This is a genomic window from Microcoleus sp. Z1_A1, assembly GCF_036700305.1.
GTDB lineage: Bacteria > Cyanobacteriota > Cyanobacteriia > Cyanobacteriales > Microcoleaceae > Microcoleus.
The window spans coordinates 8,520-29,543 of record NZ_JAUBOR010000048.1; the positions used below are offsets into that span (position 1 = coordinate 8,520).

At 45.4% G+C, this 21,024-nt stretch carries 12 protein-coding genes; 3 read left to right on the forward strand and 9 right to left on the reverse strand.

From position 1 onward, the window contains the following. The 3 genes from QT973_RS22945 to QT973_RS22955 form a co-directional block, all read right to left on the reverse strand. Positions 1–618: PIN domain-containing protein (locus tag QT973_RS22945; protein ID WP_333274573.1), on the reverse strand; the 618-nt coding region annotated here is incomplete at its 3' end. Then, positions 615–965, reverse strand: a complete 351-nt coding sequence (locus tag QT973_RS22950) for a hypothetical protein (protein ID WP_333058246.1) — start codon at positions 963–965, stop codon at positions 615–617. The genes QT973_RS22950 and QT973_RS22945, both read right to left, overlap by 4 nt. Positions 966–1,105: 140 nt before the next feature. Next, positions 1,106–1,336, reverse strand: coding sequence for a DUF433 domain-containing protein (locus tag QT973_RS22955; RefSeq protein ID WP_333058245.1), 231 nt, complete (start codon positions 1,334–1,336; stop codon positions 1,106–1,108). Between the two features lie 306 nt (positions 1,337–1,642). Between QT973_RS22955 and QT973_RS22960 the strand changes: the two genes are divergently transcribed. Both QT973_RS22960 and QT973_RS22965 read left to right on the forward strand, forming a co-directional pair. Beyond that, positions 1,643–4,222, forward strand: coding sequence for a zinc metalloprotease HtpX (locus QT973_RS22960; protein ID WP_333274576.1), 2,580 nt, complete (start codon positions 1,643–1,645; stop codon positions 4,220–4,222). A 1,094-nt stretch (positions 4,223–5,316) separates the two neighbouring features. Then, entirely contained in the window at positions 5,317–5,883 is a 567-nt protein-coding gene (locus tag QT973_RS22965) for an RNA-binding protein (protein ID WP_333274579.1), read from the forward strand. 286 nt (positions 5,884–6,169) lie between these two features. On the opposite strand, the gene QT973_RS22970 is transcribed toward QT973_RS22965, so the two are convergent. From QT973_RS22970 to QT973_RS22995, 6 genes are all read right to left on the reverse strand, one after another. Then, positions 6,170–7,177 carry a tellurite resistance TerB family protein gene (locus QT973_RS22970; RefSeq protein WP_333058242.1) on the reverse strand — a complete coding sequence of 336 codons (1,008 nt, stop codon included), beginning with the start codon at positions 7,175–7,177 and terminating at the stop codon, positions 6,170–6,172. Between the two features lie 308 nt (positions 7,178–7,485). Continuing rightward, positions 7,486–14,082, reverse strand: coding sequence for a CHAT domain-containing protein (locus QT973_RS22975; protein WP_445305700.1), 6,597 nt, complete (start codon positions 14,080–14,082; stop codon positions 7,486–7,488). A 462-nt stretch (positions 14,083–14,544) separates the two neighbouring features. Continuing rightward, positions 14,545–15,651, reverse strand: a complete 1,107-nt coding sequence (locus QT973_RS22980; protein WP_333392237.1) for a hypothetical protein — start codon at positions 15,649–15,651, stop codon at positions 14,545–14,547. After that, positions 15,648–17,510 carry a CHAT domain-containing protein gene (locus QT973_RS22985; protein ID WP_333274588.1) on the reverse strand — a complete coding sequence of 621 codons (1,863 nt, stop codon included), beginning with the start codon at positions 17,508–17,510 and terminating at the stop codon, positions 15,648–15,650. The genes QT973_RS22980 and QT973_RS22985 overlap by 4 nt, the downstream gene beginning before the upstream one ends. Positions 17,511–17,541: 31 nt before the next feature. Further along, positions 17,542–18,702, reverse strand: coding sequence for a DUF1822 family protein (locus tag QT973_RS22990; protein ID WP_333055375.1), 1,161 nt, complete (start codon positions 18,700–18,702; stop codon positions 17,542–17,544). Continuing rightward, complete coding sequence (locus tag QT973_RS22995; RefSeq protein WP_333209067.1) at positions 18,692–19,483, reverse strand: sigma-70 family RNA polymerase sigma factor; 792 nt, start codon at positions 19,481–19,483, stop codon at positions 18,692–18,694. Before QT973_RS22995 ends, QT973_RS22990 begins: the two co-directional genes overlap by 11 nt. Positions 19,484–20,303: 820 nt before the next feature. On the opposite strand from QT973_RS22995, the gene QT973_RS23000 reads away from it, so the two are divergent. Further along, positions 20,304–20,738 (forward strand): hypothetical protein, encoded by a 435-nt coding sequence (locus QT973_RS23000; RefSeq protein ID WP_333055379.1) that lies wholly within the window; start codon positions 20,304–20,306, stop codon positions 20,736–20,738. Positions 20,739–21,024: the final 286 nt, after the last annotated feature.

The following is a 21,024-nucleotide window of genomic DNA, read 5'->3' on the forward strand; positions in this document are numbered from 1 at the left end:
AGGCTGACGCGCGGGTGGCCAGAAACCGGGTTTTTTCGATAATTCTTGGTTTTGATTCGTAGATTCGGCCAAAAACCCGGTTTCTTTGAAGGCTGACGCGCGGGTGGCCAGAAACCGGGTTTTTTCGATAATTCTTGGTTTTGATTCGTAGATTCGGCCAAAAACCGGGTTTCTTTGTCGGAGTGTGTCAGTCCTGTTAATCTTATCCCCCAAACGTTTTAATAACTCTTTAGGTGATAAAATTGGTAAAGTAGCACCGGCGAAATCTCCTGCATCGCGGGTGACGATCGCCTCCAAGTTATCTGACAGCGCACAAGCTAACTGCACGGCATCTTCAAAATCGGTTAAATTAGATGCAAATGCTATTTCCCAAACGTGGCGATCGACGGCAGATACTTTCATTAATGCTAGTGTTTCAGCAATAGCTTGCCTAGCGTGATCGAGGCTGCGAGTTTGCCTTCGGACAATGTAGAAGATATTTGTTAAGGTTGTTGCCGTTACATATCCCTCAATTTGCTCATTTTCGATCGCCTCAAATAAAGCATCAGCATCTTCTACAAACGGTTCTCGTTCTAGCAAACTATCGAGGATAATGTTGGTGTCTATTAATACCTTCATTTTAGGTATTTCTCCACCAAACGCTCTTCTAACATGAGTGCAACTTCGGCATCTGTTGGAGGTGGCGTATCGGTTTTTGCTAGCCCTCTGAGTCGCTTCGCCGCACCTTTGCGATCGGGCCGCAATCTAATTTCAAATTCGTCATCTGTTGCGGGTGGTGTATCAGTTTTTGCTAGCCCCGTCATGGGTTCCACAAAATCATCTAGCAGAGGTTGGCGGGGTCGGAGTTCCTGTCTGATGGACTCAACAATCGCGTTGACTAGAGCTAATCTGTCGGTAACTGATAGTTTGTGCGCTTCTCGGCTTAATGGCAGCCAAGGAATTTGGGGTATTTGGGATTCGTTCATATTTATATTTTGATATTTTCTGGGTGTATTTTAGCAAATTTAGGGCTGACGCACGGGTAGCCAGAAACCGGGTTTTTCCCTTGAATATTTCGTTGTGATTCGTAGATTCAGCCAAAAACCCGGTTTCTTTAGTAGTTTCATCACCCAACAACTAACATAAACTGCTCTCGTTTAGCTGCGAAACTCAAGCAAGCTAAAATATCCTGTTGCGTGAGATAGGGAAAATCCTCTAGGATTTCTTGATAAGTCATCCCAGAAGCGAGATATTCCAACACGTCATAAACCGTAATTCTCATACCTCGAATACAAGGTTGACCACCTCGCTTACCCGGTTCGATCGTAATGATCTTAGCGATGTCTTGGTCTGACATGGCATTTTTCCTTTAGCTACTGTTTTCAATTTTAGCATCAAAAAATAGAGATTAAAACCTGGCGATTGAAATCGCTTCTTGTCAAACAAAGTCCGCGCAACGCGAGACTAAAAGAGCAAGGAAGTATTTAACCACAAATTGGCATAATTCTTCAGTCCTCTTGTAGAGGACTTTAGCTTTGAGGCAGGGGTTTAAACCCCTGTCGGATCGTGGCGATCGCGCAATATCTCAGAAACAAATAATTTTAGTGAAATTATTTAAGTACCTGGCGGCAAAAGTTGCAACTAATGACAGCAAAATAGAGCTGTGTTAGAACAGTTATCGATCGACCACCCAAGCTATCTTAGAAAGGACGCGATCGCCAGCACTGTAATGGTATCTCCACCTAATTCAAATCAATCGGGTTCATCTGCAAAACAGTCTCTAGAGGCTGGGTTAGCTGCTTTGAAAGCGCGGGATTACGATCGGGCGATCGCCCTTTTAGAATCCGTTACCCAAACCGCAGCTAATCAGCCGTCGGGAATCCGCGCGCAGATGGGGTTAGTGGGTGCGTACAAAGCAACCGGTAATCTGAAAAAGGCGATCGCCCTGTGCTCTTCCCTCGCCAAAAGTCCCAACCCTCAAGTCAAAACTTGGGCCGATCGCGCTTTAAAAGAATTAACCCCCCCTCCCCCCCCAAAACCACCGGAAAATAAACCAAAATCCGCAGAAACTCCCCCCGAAACAGGCTTTGTCGCCTTTGATGCCGGAACAAAATCGCCGAAACAATCGATTGGGGGCGATGGCTTACGCCCCGCTTCGCTACGACCTACCGTAGACAAAAAAACAGGATTTTTACCTTTAGAGCCTGCTGTAGAGCCTGGGAACGCCAAATCGCAACCGATTTCCCCGCCACCTCCACCCCCCACAAGCCAGACTTCTGAACCGGAAAACTCGACCGAAACCGCACCCGAAACCGCAGAAATTAGCGGCGAAAATAGTTCCGCTTCCCCAACAGATATTCCCGGAGTCGCCAGCCCAGATATTACCACTTACCAACTCACTTGGCGCGACACCGGGCGCGCCAAAAGCCCGCGCCCGCTCAAACCGCTGAAGTTGCTGGAGTTTCGGATACAAGCCGTTGCAAGTGCGATCGCCCTATTTTTCCTAGCCCGGTTTATCCTGCAATTCCTGCTGACAAACACTAATTCTCTGTTGGTTCAGCTTTACATATTCACTAGACTGCCTATTTTCGCGCCGATTCAGCTTTTTTACCGCGATCCAACTCCGTTTGTTCAGATGGTTTTTGGATTGCTTTTGGCCTCGTCTCCCTGGCTGATAGACTCGCTGCTAAAACTGTTTTGCGGCATCGAAACCCTGCGCGGGTCAGTTTTATCCAAGCACAGCAAGGAAGCTAGTCGGGTACTGCGAAGTTATTGTACCAAGCAAAATATGCCGGTGCCGGTGTTGAAACTCTTGCCGCTGAATGTTCCTGTAGCTTTCAGTTACGGCGGTTTGCCCCGTTTTGCTCGGATTGCTGTGAGTCGCGGGCTGTTGGAACAATTGACGGATGATGAAATTGCCACGATTTTCGCGCGGGAGTTGGCCCATATCTCTCACTGGGATTTTGCGCCGATGTCGCTGGCGCTGCTGGTGATTCAGATTCCTTACTTGATTTATTGGCAGGTGGCGCACTGGCAAGAGCGGTTGTGTGATTTAATGACGATCGAGTTTTTGCGTTCTGCTGTTAAATTTGTGGCCGCTGCAATTTCTGCTACGAGTTACGGGATTTATAAGTTGTTGCGCTGGCCGATGTTGTGGCTGTCGCGCCGCAGAGTGTATTTTAGCGATCGCACTGCTGCGGAAATTACGGGCAATCCTAACGGTTTGACGCGGGCAGTGGCTAAAATTGCGATCGGCATTGCTGATAATATCGAACAGCAAAAACAAACTAGCTTTTTCCTGGAAAGTTTCGATCTATTGTTACCTGTAGGCGTTGGACAAGCTGTAACCCTTGGTTCTGCTGCATTACACGCGCCGCTAGAACAGATTTTGCTGTGGGATGTCAGCAATCGGGAGCGCAATTGGTTGACGGTTAACCGCGCGCATCCTTTGCTGGGAGAGCGTTTGAAGCTGTTGGCTCTTTATGCTCAATTCTGGCAACTGGAGACAGAGTTAGATTTGGTAGACGCGGGAGTGCAAGAACAACCCAGGAAAGGAAAATTGTCTCTGTTTAAGTCAATAGTCGAATTTAAAGATTCAAAACTATTTTTACAGGGTGCGCCGTTTTTTGGAATTCCGATGAGTTTGGCGATAGTCGGGGTGCTTTGGCTGATTGGGGGGATTTTTTCGAGGACGAGTATTTGGCAGTTGGATTGGCTTTGGGGCGATCGATCGATTATTTGGGGCTGTTTGCCGATCGGATTTAGCATCGGTACTTTGATGCGGATCAATTATTTCTTCCCGGATATTATACCGCGAGAAACCGCTTCGCCGAGTTTGCCGGAAATTTTGTCAAATCCCGATAGTTTGCCGCTGGATGCTGAACCGGTGCGGCTGGAAGGGCAACTTTTGGGTCGATCGGGTATGAGTAATTGGCTGGGACAAGATTTGATTTTGCAAACGGCGACGGGTTTGGTGAGGTTGCACTATGTTTCGAGGTTTGGCTACATTGGCTCTTTGTGGCCATTTTTGTTCAAAGAGACTACTCGCCCTAGCGATTTGATCGGAACATCTGTGGTGGCGACTGGTTGGCTGCGCCGGGGTGCTACTGTGGCGATCGACCTTGAAAGTCTCCGCAGTCAAGGAGGGAGGGTTAGTGACAGCGGACATCCGATTTGGTCTGCGATTTTGGCCTTTGCTGCTGCTTTTTGGGGCGCATACATTATTATCCAGGGGCCAAGGTGAGACGATTTTGGATTTTAGATTTTGGATTTTAGATTGAAGAATGGGAAATGACTTACTGCATAAGGGTTTCGAGGTTGCCTACAATTGCATTTTTTACAGGTATGAGGAATAGTTATCAGATTGCCGCACTCGATCGCGCACAACGCGCAGCCCCAGATGAGTTTTGAGTTAAACAGGGGATGGGCGATCGGATTCTGGAGTTGCTCCCTACGCACCCTACAGTCTATCCGTTACATCCGTTACATCCGTTACATCCCGTACATTGCTCGTTGCCGAACTTCCTTCGTAAAGAAAAGTTGCTTTTTTGCCAGCGGTCTGTTACATTAGTTTACATAAATTGGATTGAATCAAACAGCGCGATAACTTCAGTTGGCTAAAATCCCTTAAGGCATTGCGTAAAAATTGTCAACATCCCAACACAGCAAGTACAGCCAGCCGCTTGTCGGCTGTTTTTTTTCGATCGCTATTTTTGCTGTGCGGGATGAATTCTCAAAAGTGATTCAGATGTGGTTTCCGTTAAATACAGACTGAAATCTTCCTAAATAACTAGCTCTGTTACCAAGGCTGTGATACCTTTAAAGAATGCTCGGACTCTGCCGGGCCGGATTTAAGGGATAGTGGGTAAATGAGTAGTTCTCAGCATTAGGAGCGAGATTAGGAACGAGGTAAGATTACTGGCTGAAAAAATGTTAGCCATTTTATCCATCACTGTATTAAACTGAATACTGGCATTCCGATCGCTTACAATTGACATCCTTGGACATAAATTTCTAGACGGCGCTGGCTATAAACATTCTGAATCAAAACCGGAAGCAAGTAATACAGAATAGCCAATAGCCTAAACATTTGAGTGATGACTAAAAGTTTACACAACAACCTGAGATTTAAAAGCTCTCTGCATCGGCGGTTAAGTTCCGGCCTTATCAGAGTAAATCATCTTTTTGTTCTAAAAGGTGGGGGGAGCTGTCAAGGTTGGTGGGAGGAATGCGCCAATTCTCCGGTTATGTGGTGTTTGCCTGAAGTCAATATTCAGTTGACTTCAGGTAATTCTGTTCGAGCAAATTAATTAAAATCCAAGTCGGGAGGAATTTTTCATGTCTATTCGTCTTTATGTTGGCAATCTACCCAAGGAACTCGATCGCCAAGAATTGCAAGAAGTTTTTGCACCGGAGGGCGAATCTGTTACCACCAAGGTAATTACAGACCGCAAAACTGGAAAATGCCGAGGATTTGGTTTTGTGACGGTGCTAACCGACGAACAAGCCGACCAAGTTATTGAGAAATACAATGGCTTGATGTTCAAAGAAAACCCGCTGAAAATAGAGAAGGCATTACCCCGCTCTAAGGGTAAATCTGAGAAGGGCGAAGACGATCAGCAGCAGTCGCCCCAGTCACCACAGTTGGTGTCGGCATCGGCGTCTGTTCCAATGCCTGTGCCTGCGCCCCAGCAACAGCAGCGCTCGTCAGCTCCCCCTAGCCAAGGTGGAGGCGCCTCCAGCAAAAGCAATCGCCGTCGGGGTGACAACAACAAGTCTCGCCGCAATCAGTCAGCAACAACGGTGTCGAGCGCTGATTCCGGCTCGGTGCAGCCAGATCCGCGCTGGGCGAGTGCTCTGGAAGAACTCAAGCAAAGATTGGTGGAAGCTCAGACTACTAATTAGTCGAAAATGGTGGCTAATTGCTGCTGCCTCTCGACTGTGGTTGACTGAATGTATCTGGAAGTGCGATCGAGAATCGGTCAAAAAACCCTGTTGTCGATCGCACTATTTTATTGCAAAAAAACCTGTAATATCATGTCCTATCAATTACCATTAATATGGTAGGGGCGGGTTCACCAACAATACCCGCCAATAATTGACAATCTCAAAAACCCGCCCCGGCCGGGTTCTTACGGTCAATCGATCGCACCAGTCCCAATTCTTTAATCGAAAAAGGTATAAGTCCTCTTTATTCGATCGGCCCGAATTCGATTGTCTCAATAAACTCAAAAATCTTGTTCATAATTCCCTCAACTTCAGACTCCAGGGAACCCAATTCATCCCCCTCCTGATAAATTCGCTGACAGCTTACCGTGTAGCAAAAATCGTCAGCAATAAAAGCCATAAGTCCCCGGTAAGCATCCAACCGAGTCAGAGGGCGATCGTTTTCTTGCACCCTGATAGTTGCACCCCCAGGCAAATCTAAAACCACGAAATAAGCTTCTTCATCTTCTAAATATTCTGCGTGGAGTAACTTAGAATTGGCAACATTAGCAAGAATTGCCTGAGAAACAAAATTGTCGAGAAAAGACTTGAGATAACCTTCCTCGCCAACCGACTCGATTGTTTCTTCCACTTCACCCGCAACAGGGAAATAATCAATTTTCAGCAAAACGCCAAAGTCGTCAGAAAATGCGACACAGCTTTCTTGCTCATCAATTTTACCGCCTCGTTCCTCATCAACGGGAATGGGAACGCTAAAATTGCCTTCAGGAGATACGTACCATGCCGCATCGAAATCAGACTCTTCGCCCTCTACTTCCGAGTAAGCAGCAATTACATCCTCAATAATTTCTGCAGCTTCCTCGTCTTCCACACCTAATGCTTGCTGGAATTCCTGAAGAAAAGCCTGGTGCTTCTGAGCTATTTCGCCATCTGCGACAAACATTGCTGCGGTTATGGCAAAAGTATCCAATACTAACTCATCGGGCATGGATTGCCAAGCAGTATTAAATAATGCTCCTAAACCGTCTTGGGCAACAATACCGGCGAGTCTTTGAAACATTGCTGACATATCATCTTCCGAGTATTCAGCAAATATTTCTGATTCCCAAAGTATGCTTTCTAAGATATCAGCATCCGTATCAGGGGAATTTGCCTCCGCTGCCACAAGTGCTACCGCTGCTACGGATTCTTCTAAAGTCAAGCTTGCTTCGGATTGGTCTTCTGAATTGAATATTTTATCAAACTTGCCCACAGGTTTTGCCCCGCTAGTGTTGAGTTTTGCTATTCATAGCCAATTTATGACATAAAAAGATAGTAGTCAATCGATTTTAGATTTTAGATTTTAGATTTTAGATTTTAGAATTGACTTGCGCGAGATAAATACGTTCGGCAAGTTTCATCGGGTACAGGTTTTTTATTTCTGGACGGATGAATCACGTGGCGGGTATCCTGGATGCGGGAATTGTCAGGGATACTCTGGACGCCGGACACGGCGTAGTGCTTCCCTACAGATATCGCACCCGACACGGCGCTGTGCCGTTTCCCTACAGATATCGCCTATTACCAGGGACTGCCAATTATTGTGAATCCGGCCCAAAACGTCGGGTGTGAGAAATCTGCATTTGGTACTTGCGCCGATTGGGTAAGGTCGATCGCGCCTTCAGTCCCCCGCAATTGACCGTTTTTAATTAAAATTTGTTTGTGGATCATTGCCAGTTGAGCTTTTCTGAGCGCTTCAGCTTTAATGTTTTCCGATCGCAAATTGCCGTAAAACTCGGTCATCAACGCCAAAGTGCCGATATCATTAACTTTCCACAAACTCGCTAGCGCTGATTTTACACCACTGCGGACGGCCAGTCCAGCAAATCCCATTTCTGCTGTATTGTCCCCGATCGCAGTTTCGCACGCACTCAGCACTAATAATTCTACTTGTCGGCGATCGTACCACTTCGCCAACCTAAATTCATCTAGCGCCAAAGAGCTGTCCCACAAATCAATCTCAGCTTCTTTTTTTCCATTTTCGCCTTGAGGAAAACTGGCGTGAGTAGCTAAGTGAACGATTCCAAATTCCTGTTGTTCTCGCTGTTTTCTCAGGTTTTGCAGGGTAAATTCTTGATTGAGAAAAGAGCGACCTTGCCACAAGGGAAATCCTGCTGGATTTTGCGTTTCTGTTCTCCTCCCGGCGATCGCAGATAATTCGATCGGCACTGCTGGCAAACGCTCTTTCTTGGTGTGTGGAAACTCTGAAGCACCCATTGCTAAAACTTCGGCATTCAGCAAACTTTGATAATTGGTGTTAGTCAAGCTGATGCTGGGAATTGAACCTAGACTGTATTTTTCTATTAAAAATTGGTTGCCATCGTGTAAAGCTGCTATGGGCAATTGGCGCAAACCGGCATCAAATGCAAAAATGAGAGTGTCGATATTTAATGATTCTAAATTTTGAGAAATCGGTGCAACTAACCATTTGTAAAGTTCCTGGGCGCTTGGCAAATATCTTGTATCTTGCGAACCCCAAGGATTCCCTAAATATTCCTGCAAATATTTCACATTTTTCTTTAATTCTATTATTGTGGCAAGGGCGACTTTTTTGATAATTGGAGGGCCATCTGGAACTACTAAAATTAGCCACAAGTCTCGGATACCTGCCACAACGTAAACAATTACAGCTTGCTTCCCGGTTTCTTCCTTAATTGTTTTGAGAGTTTCTCTTAGATATTGAACGTTGATTTTTTTATCCGTGAAATTTTCCCCATAATAATTTTCGTAGTCTTGTTCAAAGAGTTGGTCAATTAAAGCAACAGCATCGTTAGCATTGCCTTGTTCTAAAGTTTGTTCTACGAGCAACCTGCTAATTGGTGAGGGAAAGAGATTTGGGATATCTGCGGGTGGGGGATTTTCTGCGATCGGAGTTGCTACGGGTGCTGGAGTTGGTTCGGGAGTTGGGGCGGGTGCTGGAATTGTTGCGGGAATTGGAGTTGGTGGCGGCGCTGGAGTTGGTGCGGGAATTGGTGCGGGCGCTGGAGTAATACTCGGTGAATCTTGAACTGGCGCTGTATTTATTGCAGCTATTCTCTCCCAAAGATCAGAAAGATTGACATCAAAGGGTTCAGAATTAGCAATCGGTAAACTAGGAGTTTGCACAATTATTTCCGGCGGAGTTTCTGCGACTGAAACAGTTAAATTGTCAGTAGATGTCTGTGTGGAAATTAGGTTATTTGCTTCGGCTCCCGCAATCGTGTTAACTGACGGGGAGTAAGGAAGTTCTAGGGAGATAATTGTTTCATTGTTACGCTTCCAATCTAATTCGGTATTTCCCGTTTCAGCATTTTGGTCGATCGAGGTTTGTGCTCCCAATAAATCGCCAATTAAAAAAGCTAACTCCTGTTGCGGAGTTTGGCTTGGGCTGACAGCGGGCGCGGGTACGATCGCACTTGTAGGTGCGGGTACGATCGCACTTGCAGGTGCTGGCTGAATTTGAGCTACAGGCTGGGTTACGGAGGCAAGAGGGGCTGGGGGCGCGGGATTTGGCGCGTTTGAAGGTTGAAGGGCGATCGTAGGTTGAGTGGCGAGGGAGGAGAGGATTTGGGAAACAGAGGGAAGGGTAGGTGTCGAAGCTATGCGGGCAGCAGCGTTTGGGGTTGTGGGCGTTGAGGGCTGTGTGGGGCGCGCGCGGGGTGGCAGTAGGAATAAACCGGGCAATTCAGGTAGTTGGAAGTCGATCGCAAAATCAGGTATCGGATCGGGTGTTGCCGAAGGTGCGATCGAAGTTTCGGGTGTTGCCGAAGGTTCGATAAATATTTGGGGAATTGGGAAAGGTGCGATCGAGCTTTCGGGAGTTGGGGCAGGTGCGATCGAGCTTTCGGGAGTTGCCGAAGGTGCGACGGGTACACGCGGTGGGAGTTGCCGTGAGGGCGTGCTTGCGGGCGCTGGAGTCGGTGTTGGGGAAGGCGCTGGAGTAGCTGCGACTGTGGGTGCGGGCGTGGGAGTAGCTGCGAGTGTCGGTGCGGGCGTGGGAGTAGCTGCGAGTGTCGGTGCGGGCGTGGGAGTAGCTGCGGGTGCCGGTGCGGGTGTTGGAGTAGCTGCTGGTGCCGGTGCGGGTGTTGGAGTAGCTGCTGGTGTCGGTGCAACTATTGGCGGCGGTACGGAAATAATTTGAATGCGATCGACATCCTGTCTGTGAGTATAGAGATAGGAGTTATCCGGCAAAATTGTTTGAATAGGATTAGAATTTCCCCTAGTAATTGCACCCGCGGTTCCATTTGTGGCAGAATCACCGACAATAAACGGCGTTAATCCTGCGCCTCCGTGGCGGATAATTATAGTACCGCCGCTGCTATCTCCAGGACTTCCAGCCGTAGAAATGCTAGCATTGATGCCGTTGCTGTCTGTGAAGGAATTGAGCGATCGAAAAAACCTTCCCATCAGAATCTCGACATTGCCTCCCGTCCCCTTGCCGAGACTACTTTGAGCGTTAATTTGACTCACCGTAATATCGCCCGTAGCACTGCGGTTATAAGCCGTGACATTCCCTGCATTCCCCTGCGCCGAAGAGTCAATTTTACCAACAGTAATACTTCCGGTAGCGTCGAGCAATATACTGCCGCCATCACCAGCAGACGAGGTATTGATATCGCCCGCAGTAATATTAGTTCCAGCATTCAGATCGATATTGCCGCCATTGTTAGGGGAAGTCGCATCAAGATTTTTAGTTGTGATTTCTCCGTTCTCACTAAACAAAGAAATTCCGGCGGGTGAGGTGATATTTTGGGCGGTAATATTATTCGTAGTAATAATGTTAATTGCAGCGGAACTTTCGGGGATATCATCTTGAATATTGACGCTGTTGAGGGGAGTAACACTGCCCACAGCACCGCCAAAATCAACACTTCCGGCATCGGGTTGAACAGTCAGACTGTAAGGCCCGTCAACAGTAGACTGAAAAGTAATATCGCCAGTCTCTAAAATTTTGACCGACAGGTTATCACCTAATGTTACCGGAGCGTTAAAAGTAATGTTATTGCGGTTGGTTTCGATATTTCCCTTAGCAGTAATAGAGTCATTTGCCTTGACATCAATATTGCCACCAGTCACAGTAATACTGGGAGCGAAAGTGCGGGAATTAATATCAGATGTCGAAACTGTTCCGCCAGCATTTATGGTGATATCTCCGCCCTTGCCATTTGCCGCAGCGGTAATAATTGGGCCTGCTGTTGTGTCGATATTACCGCCGCTTTGAATGCGAAGATTGCCGCTATTGGCGTTGAAGCCACTTAACAATAGAGCGCTACCAATTCCTGCCGTACTGATGTTGGTTCCAGCTTCGAGGGAAATATTGCCGCCGTTGTTGCCGCCGATCGCATTGATGATTCCTGCCGTAGTGTCGATCGCCCCGCCGCTTTTAAACGTGATTGAGCCGCCGTCTTGATTGCCGATCGCCCGGATGTCGCTGGTAGTAATATTTCCCCCAGCATTTAGATTAACATTGCCGCCTATATTAGTTTTAAGATCGGGAGATGAACCGTCATAACTTGTCAATAGCTGGCCTGTAGTAATATTGCCGTTGCTATTAGTAAAGTTAAGATTTCCACCCTGTATTCCCGATACTAATACATCGCCTATATTAATGTCACCGCTGGTAGTAGATAAAGTAACATTGCTACCGTTGCCGTTAGCAGAATCACCTGCGATCGCGGTTCCTGTTGTCGGTGTTGTGATGCCGGTGCTGGCTTGAATTGTAATATTTCCAGCAGCGCGATCGCCCGTGACATCGATCGTTCCGGTATTTATGGAACCGACAGTGCTCGTAAGTGCGATCGGGCCACCGTTTTGATTCGCCGTTACAGTGAGATTGCCAGTCGTAATATTGCGATCGGCACTCAAAGTAATTGACCCACCATTTTCCGGTAGAAAAATCGTATCATTTCCTGAATCCTGAGAGCTGGTGGCATTTAATTTTCCTGTAGTGATGCTGCCATTCGTGCTAGTAAAATTAACAATCCCGCCTTGCAATTTACCATAGTTTAATACGTTACCTGTTATAATATTTCCACTGGTAGAGATAGTAATATTGCCGCCCTTCTTACCGCTGTCTGAAGTATTAGTGAGGTCGCCAAGCTGGATATTGCCGTTTACGCTTGTAATATTAATATTTGCACCATCTGCTGTAGATTCATCTAGACTATCTGCACCTATATAACCTACGTTAATGTTACCCTTTGCCTGTAACGTTACAGAACCAGGAATGCTGGATAAAGCGCTATTTCCAGTGGTTATATGTACTCCGCTTGGAGGAAAAATAATAGCTCCCTGTTCGCTGATGATGGTAACATTACCACTACTACCAGTAGGTACTGTATTAGGAACTCCTCCTGCAAAACTCTCTATACAATTGTTAGAGGAGGTACAGTCTAAAGTGATATCGTTTTTTGCTTTGAGAGTAATGTCACCCGCTCCGCTAGGTGCGAAAGAAGCTATACTTTCTCTAAGAGTAAAGCTGCCACCGGCATTAACAGTAATATCACCGCCCTTGCCATTCACAGCGGTGGCTATAGCCCGAAGTGCTCCTGTTGAAATATTTCCTCCGGCAGTCAAAGATATAGAACCAGCATCGCCCCCAAAATTATCTGCGTTAATGTTTCCTGTTTGAATGCTGCCTGCCGCTTGCAAAGTTATAGGGCCAGTTTGACCAGTTCTTGGGAACAAATTCGGATCGGGAAACGTATCAATTTTTCCTACTACTTGAATGTCACCACCCGATCGCAAAATTACCGATCGCGAACTTCCCAATATAAATTCATCTGTACCGGGAGAAGCATTAGCCAAATTTGCATCTGGACTCGTAATTACGATATCTCCATTAAAAGTAATATTTCCTGTACCAGAAGTTGTATCTACCTTGATAGATGCACCCGTGTAACCCCCAGAAATATAATCACCATCTTGTATAAATGGAGGATCGTACAGACTAATAAAATTCGCAGGTTTACCGGATAAATCAACAATCGATGTGTTATTTCCGCTCCTAAAGTGAGAATCTGTAGATATCATGCCATCACTCACTAAAGTCAGATTTCCGCCACTGACAAATGGCGTTTGCGAAAGATGATTCAGCGCCAAAAGATCGATACTTTGATTTCCCTGAATGTAGAGATTTCCGCCAGCATTCGCCACAAACGGATTTGCCACACTATCGCGCACCCGCACAGTATCGCCAGCCAGCAAATTCAAATCACCCGTTGTACGCAATTGACTTTCAACTAATGTCAAATTGCGATTAGCTGACAGCGTTGCAGTCTCCGCAGTTACTCCTTTAGCAGCGACATCTCCATTCTCTACCTGCAAACCAGAACCAGTTAATTCTATTTGCCCTCCAGCGTTGACTGTCACCCCCGTGGCACTTCCCCCGCCACCCGTCAACAACTGCGGCAAAGATGCAACTGGCAACACCCAATTTTGAGGCAAACTCCCCGCGACAGATTGCGGCTGAATCTCCAAACTCAACAAATTTCCCGGTTGACTAATTCTGACTAAACTTTCACCCGGTACAGCCGCAACAGTAATATTTCCTCCCGGTGCAGAAAGTTGTCCCGTACTCAAAACCGTGCCGCCCAATAAAGTTAAATTTTGCCCTTGTCCCACAGCCAAATTGCCGAAATTGATAATTCCTCCCGGTTGTGTATTTGTAAAAGCAAAAGTATTAGGATTTCCGACTAATTGAGTATAATTATTAGTACCAGCCGCACTAAACCAGTTATTGCCAAAACCGATGCCCGTCGCAGTAGTAGCAGTGAAAGCAGCAGGCACGTTCAAACTGGCATTTGCACCGAAAACAATTCCCGCCGGATTCATTAAAAATAAATTGGAATTGCCGCCCGTTATTTGAATTAATCCGTTAATCAGCGAAGCATCGCCGCCGACAACTCGCCCTAAAATATTGCGGATATTAGGATTTGATATAAAATTGGCAGTTTGTCCTTGAGTTAAACCAAATTCTTGGAAACTGTGAAAGAGATTTGCACCGTCGCTGGATTGTTGTCCGCCGTTGATGTTGAATTGGTTGCCGCTGGGAGTAATTTGAGTATTGGTGCCGTCGGTTGCGGGGGTAATTTGGGCTGTGGCTGTTTGGGATGCGGGGAAAAGTCCTATTTCCCACATTGTTAAGGTGGTGAAGGAGAGGAAGGTGAGGAAAAAGCGGGGTTTTTTGTGTGTTGATTTCATGGTTTTGTTAGTAGATGATGTTTCGTACACTCTGATAATTGCGAAAGTCCGCCAGCGCCCTCTGACAGTCCCAAATTCCGTCAATCCGCCAGGGAATGAATTCCCTGGCTAATAGCGAAAGTCCTCTGAAGAGGACTGTAGAAAAAGTTTAATGTCAGTCCACTTTAGTGGACTTTTGCTTTGAGGCAGGGAATTCATTCCCTGCCGGAATTAACGTCACATCCCGCGAGTCCGCCAGGGAATGAATTCCCTGGCTAATAGCGAAAGTCCTTTGAATAGAACTGTAGAAAAAAGTTTGATGTCAGTCCACTTTAGTGGACTTTTGCTTTGAGGCAGGGAATTCATTCCCTGCCGAAATTAACGTCACAACCCTGCCGGAATTAACGTCACAGCCCCTTACTATTTCCTGTCTTCCCTCCTTTGCAAATCCCGCAATTGCTTCTCAATCTTTTCCACCATTGGCAAATCTCCCAAGGTTGTATATCCATCTTTTGCCATTCGCAAATATTTCATAGCTTCCAGATTATTTCTCATGGCTGAATGAACTTGTCCCAATCCGTATCTAGCGGCCGTCAACTCCTCAATATCGTCAGGTTTCGCCGTATTAATCACCTTGGAATAGTAGACTTCAGCCTGGGGAACCAGTTGTAGCTTTTCTAGATACAAATCGCCCAACGTGCGATAAATGGGCGGTGTTTTCATGCCTGTTTCTTGTAAATTTTCTAAAATTTCTCTTGCTTCGGCAATCAAGTTTGTGTTAAGATAAACGCTAGAAATTGCTAATTTTTTGGCGTTTTCGTTAGGTACTTGTTTGTCGATCGCCCCAACCTCACTTTTCACCCTTTCCACCTCAGTCTCATCCAGCAAGCTAAACTCGATATCCCCCTCCCCAACAGCGCTTTCTGAAGAAGCACCCGTATTCGCCTCGACAATCAATCGGTACCTAACACCCGGTTTCAGCGCCGGTTCCCCCGGATACACAGCCTCAGTACCGCTAACAGTCATTTCCCAGTTTAATTTCGCTCCATTTTCCCGGAGGCTCAACTTATAGCTAGTAGCACCAGCAACCGGATTCCACCGCAAAATTGGCTTGCTGTCGAGCAATTTCGTCCGTCGCGGACTGATAATATAAGGAATTGGCGCGCTATTCCAAGCAATTTTATCGTCGCCGCGATCGGGACATTTAATCAAGTCCTTGCTGCAATCAGATTTCGACTCTTGTTTCCCTAACAAACAGCTATTCAATTGATTTTCACTCCCTGCGATCGACTTAATTCCCAAATCTGCACATTGGATAGTCAGTTGTGCGTTTTGTGCTGTTCGCAGTGTGTCTCCCGGATAAATCGGCGTACCGCTGGTAGGGCGGACAATTAGCCCGTTTTGGCGCTCGATCGCAACTTCCCCGCTACTATGGATAATCAGTCCGTTGGATATTCTGTTACTGGCTGCTAGTGCGGTAGTTGCGATCGAGCTTAAAGCTATAGAAACTGCAATCCTGATTTTCACTTGATATTTCCTTTTATTCGTAAATGTTGTTTAGCACTTTGGATACATTGCTCTTGTTCTGGTACGCTAGATTTAGAATATTTAATCGTTTTTTCCCAGTGTTCTAACGCTTCATGGGGCTTACCTTTAGTTTCCATAACCCGTGCTAAAAAACAGTGAGCTTCCGGGCTATTGTCTGTCAATCCAATTGCTGTTTGAAAATCTATCTCTGCATCGTCATACTGCTGTTCTTTGAACCGTATCCAGCCGCGATTTTTGATACAAGCAGCTTTTACACCGTCGTATTTAGCGTGTTCTAAACAAAGGTTGATCGCCTTTAAAGCTGCTTGATGTTTATCCTTGCGAATGAATAATTTAGATATTTGAGCAGAAGCATCAGGAAGTCCTCGCAATACAGCATTTTGCATTGCTTCTAACGCACCGCGATCGTCATTCAATTCGTCGCACAACATAGCTAAATTATAGTAAGGCTGTGCATAATTAAGGTTAATTAAACTTGCTAATTTGTAGAATTTTTTCGCAATTAAAGGTTTATTTTGACGGTGGTTTTCCATGCCAATTTGATTAGCAACTGGGGCAAGTATCGGGCCCATTAACATATAACTGCTAGCGGTAGTAGCTAAACCGATTCCCAGGCGCTGCATCAAATTAGAAATAAAAATAGAGATATCGTTGTTTGGGCGATCGTCCACCACATCATCCGCAGCAGCCATCAAAGGGCGATCGCGCTTTAATTGCAGTAAAGTCAACCCATCAAAAGTTGGCTGCTGACAGAGCACTGGTATCGCACTCGCACCGGGAAACTGAGATTCCCATTTCTGTAAATAATCCTTAGCTTTTCGTACTGCTAAAAACAAAGGATATTCTTTGCTTAAATATCCGAATAAAGACTTAACAAAATCGTGAGCAATTTTATCTGGTATCGGCGCACGCATCACAATCATTGACGGTAAAGGCAAGCCTCCAGCTACTAAATCTGCTGCCAATTTGAGGCTAGAACACGAGTTTAAAATTAGCAACTCCAATCCTTGAAAAATTGATTTTTCCAACCCCTCTTTTAAATAGTCTATTGTGACAGTATTATCGCAATCTGCTTCATTAATATGCAGCCATCCATTGACAGCATTGCTATTGCTATGCCCGCCGTAATATAAAATCTGCCAATTTTTTTCATCCTCTAACAACTTCTCGCGTAGCTTTTCCGGTGTTGGCTGTTGCATAAATTCTAACTTGCAGCGATCGCCAAAAGACATTTGAAGACTTTTCTCATCTTGTTTCAGATCGAGTCCGTCACTATTACCGGAGACACATAAAATTCTACCTCGCGAAGGCAGAGGCATTCCGCCTGTAGTTGCCTTTTTGAGAGCTTTTCTATACTGGGACGGACTTTTAATTATTTCACAGTTTTTGTAATCTTCGCGAAATTTCCACGCATCCCAAGGCAGATGCCAATTTTCCGAATCTTTGATTTCGAGAAATACTTCAAAGCACCGATCTCGACCACCAAACGCATCAACTACATTTCTAAAATTATGCTCAATTCCCGCATAAAACTCCTCACTACTCAGCCACAGCCTCATAGATTCATTCAAATATTGATAGATCAATTGAGGATTATCTTCACAAATATTGGTTGTCCCTGTAGCCTTAACTTTAATTCTAGAAAGGATGTTGCTAGATTTTCCCGCACGACAAATAAGTTGCCATCTTTTTTGCAGATCATCAACTTCCGGGGCTGGTGGCAAACTTCCTTTAAATTTATGAACTGTTGTTTGGTTTTCTTGAAACTCCCCTGTGATGTCGGGAAAACCCTTGTGTAAATCCCCAATCCCTAAACCCAAGATAAATCTTAAGCTCATAAATTAGACGCGAGTAGAGTTAATCGAGATATCATACCACAAAATTTTCTGTGACGCTGAAATCATCTAAAGCTACTCGAATACTAAAACTCTCGTCTCGATCGACCTCAATATCCTTCAGCAAAATGTACCTCTCCTGAATCCTTGATTGTGACTCGGTTAGATTTTTACCGATGTCGGAGATTAAGGAAAGTTTAATATTCTGGGGCAGGTAACGTTCTCCGATCGCCGGATGCAGTTGAACGTGAACTCTGACAGTGCGATCGCTCTCTTCAGCAATCGCCACCAACAAAGCCACCGTTGTCCTTCCCAGCCGCATTCCCAAGTCAATCAACTTAGCCCGCGTGACATCGGCTTCGGGAAACCTATTGATGCTACTTTGACTGCTCTGTAACGCAGATTCTTCTCTCGAATTTCCACCTCCTCGTAATGCAAAACTGGGGGTTTCGTCAGGAGAAATCAAGTTTTTTAAATTTTGTTTACCTCGATCCAATTGCTGCAAACATCTGTCTACAAAATTTTGCCACCAATTGCCTAACTGAGATTCAACCGGATTTTGAATCTCCACCTGAGAAGTTTGTGTCTGCTGGTTAAATACCGCTTCAAAAGGCAGCCAATCAGCCGTAAATACATTCATCAACCACTGACTGAGGTTAATTTGAGATTCCAACAAATGTTCTAGATGCCCTAAAAAATCATCCAGGGAATGCAATTCGCTCAATACTAATTCCCCCGCATCCGCATTGGGAGAAAAACCAAGCAATCTCGCTTCCTTTTCCTCCTCATCAATTTCTACAGCAATATAGCCAATGCGTTCTGCCCTTGCTTCCACCGGCACCGGGCAAATCTCAGGCGGATGTGCAGATGAATTCTGGTTGCCAGTTTCTTGAGTTTGAGGTCGATTTTTAATTGGACGGCATTCGATTTTTCCCAATCCTTTAACATACAAATCTCCCGCATCTGCAAACAGGCGAATTACGGGATTCCAGCTATCGCATTCAGTCAAGTCAGTCTCAATATCGATGATTTTTAGATAATCGCGAACTGCCAGCACTGCCAAAGTATTGAGATAAACTTGCTCGTGCCTTTGCGGGTGGCGCTGTTGGGTGGCAAACTGCTGAGCAACTTGCAGTGCCTTCTGAGTAATTGGCATTGGCAAAGATTCGATTTCCCAAAGGTTGTTATGGTTCATTGTTTTGGTACACTCCTGGTATATTTAAAGTTTGATATCCTTGGTCTTCGCAAAATTTTTGCAGCAGATGACGGCAGTCATTGTTGAACAATTGATATAAAGTAGAATGGGCGCAGCCAAACTCTTTGGCGAGTTCTTTAAGACTTTGACCGTACAAACATTTTCGCTGCAATAAAACTTGACAATTTATCTGCGGTTTGCCTCTAACGTGTCTGCTTTTTAACTCGTTATTTGGATCGGTTTCTATCCATGCGAGAAGTTCGTCCAAATAGAAACTTACATCATAATCGGCGGCGAGATAGTCAATGGGATTGATGGTTTCTTTGTCTTGTTTTCCTTCTGAGGACGCTATTCGACGGCGGTTTGGTGTCTCACTTTCTTTTATTGGGGCCAGACGACAATCAAAAAGCCGCCTTTCGAGATAGCTATTTAACCAAGTAGTAATCAGGCTTTCTTCGGGATCGTAAGGTCGTTTTGCTGTGGTAGCTTCACATAAATTTCGATTGAGATAGATCCAGGTTTCTTGCAATGCCTCTTCATAGTAAGGTGTTTTTGGTTTCCAGAGTTTGCCGGATTTGATAATCTCTCGAATTAGTTGATTCAAGAAACGACTTCGCCTGATACTGCCGGGGGGCTGCTGGCAAGCTTTGGTGACGAGTTCGACGATTTGCTGGTGTGCGGGATCTCGATCGAACTTTTCCGATTTTACTGAGCACCCAACAGCATCGGTTTCGTCGGATAAGTGGTCTTCCCCCTCGGAGGGGTTGGATTTATCAGTCATAGTTAAGTGCGGCCGCAACTTTGTTCCTACATTTATTTATCAGGGTAAGTTGGAGGAATTTATGCGAAATTCAGAAATTTTTTTCAGAGGATGGTTGAAAGTCTTGCTGTGCGGTGGATTGGGCAGTTGAATTAGATGTGAATTTTTGTTAAGACGCATCAAAACCTGCATAAACCGGGTTTTTGCGATTTATGCAGGTTTGTAACGAAGTCTTCTGCGAAAAACCCGGTTTATGACCACCCGTGCGTTATTCGATCGCCCTTAAATCCCCAAAACACCCGTGGTTCCGTACTTCCACGCAGTCTTTGCCAAACTCGACAAAAAAAACTGGAGAGTTTTGCATAAAACTACCGAGCTCACCCTGATAAATAAATAGAAAGAACAAAAAGGCTTGAGGGGCGATCGATCTTTAGTGTTAACAAGCAGATCGATCGCGCAATCCGGCTATCTCGCAATCCCGAACTCCGGCTCTTGTTGAAACAAGAGCCTCAAAGCGAAAGTCGTCGGTCGCCGACTGAAGAATTTACCAGTCCTCTTTGAGAGGACTTTCGCTATGAGGCGGGGAATTCATTCCCCGCCGGATTCTGGGAAAGCGCGTTATTCGATCGCCCTTAAATCCCCAAAACACCCGTGGTTCCGTACTTCCACGCAGTCTTTGCCAAACTCGACAAAAAAAACTGGAGAGTTTTGCATAAAACTACCGAGCTCACCCTGATAAATAAATAGAAAGAACAAAAAGGCTTGAGGGGCGATCGATCTTTGGAATGAGAATTAAATAACTTCCACAAGTTTGTGGGATGGGCCTAAGAGCCCGTCCTTTTTGGATGGGCTCTTAGGCCCATCCCACTTTCAAGAGTGGAAGTTATTTAATTCTCATTCCTTAGCAAAAGGCAGTAGCTTCAACATTAATCAAAACCAACAAATTGTAGTAATCAAGTCCCCTTACGACGAAATTTCTACTTGGAATACTAAACTAAATCAAACCTACATTCCTTACGGTAGAGAAGGAAGAATAGGACAACAACGTCAAGCAGTTGAAGATAGTAATGCTGGCAGGAATAGGGTTTTGCGTAGTGCGTCCAAAGCTTCTGAATACTATGATAATGCTTCTTGGGACTTGCTCGATGCTCTCGAAAACGGCACAGTTAAACTAGAGGCAATATCAGATGATAATTTACCCGAAATCATGCGAGGGATGACGCTAACAGAAAAAAGCATATGTAGCTGGAAAGAAAACCGAAAGAGAGGCCATTAAAAAGACCATCCGCGACTTATCTCAAAAGCGTACAGCATATATTGAACAACAGCGCCAATCTAGTACCAATAGTGGTGAAAATACTCTCGATCGCGTAATAATCCAAAGTCTCCGCCAGCAATTAGCCGCTAAAGGATTCAAGCTTAATTAAAAGAACGCAGACGACATTTCATCTGCGTTCATCTGTGTTTATCTGCTAATATCTGCGGTCAAAAAATCCCAATATCCCAATTTAATATCATGGTCGATCGAGCACGCTCAAAAGCTGGGGCGGGTTTACAGAATC